Source organism: Streptomyces sp. WM6386 (assembly GCF_000972385.1).
In the GTDB taxonomy this organism is placed as follows: Bacteria; Actinomycetota; Actinomycetes; order Streptomycetales; family Streptomycetaceae; genus Streptomyces.
In genome coordinates this window covers 1-301 of the sequence record NZ_JXTE01000827.1, presented here as the reverse complement: position 1 = coordinate 301, position 301 = coordinate 1, and the positions used below count along the sequence as shown (strand labels likewise).

1 protein-coding gene is annotated in these 301 nt (G+C 74.4%); it reads left to right on the top strand.

Annotated features, from left to right (window positions below):
- Window positions 1-301, top strand: a 301-nt coding sequence (locus TN53_RS43835) for a PfkB family carbohydrate kinase (RefSeq protein WP_046264530.1), incomplete at both ends; no start/stop codon positions are given.

The window sequence follows — 301 nt, the reverse complement described above, 5'->3', positions numbered from 1 at the left end:
CTCCAACGAGAAGCTGACGTCTCGCCGGCAGATCATCGCCGCGGGCGGCCCGGCGGCGAACGCGGCCGCGGCCTTCAGCCACCTGGGCGGCGCCGCCCGCCTGCTCACCGCGATCGGCTCCCATCCCCTGGGCCTCGGTGCCACAGCCGACCTGCACCGACTCGGCGTCACCGTGGCGGACCTGACGCCCGACTGGGCCGAGCCCCCGGCAGTGTCCTCGATCATGGTCACGGCGTCCACCGGAGAACGCGCCGTCGCCTCGACCAACGCGACGGGCCACCGCGTCAGCCCACCCGATGAC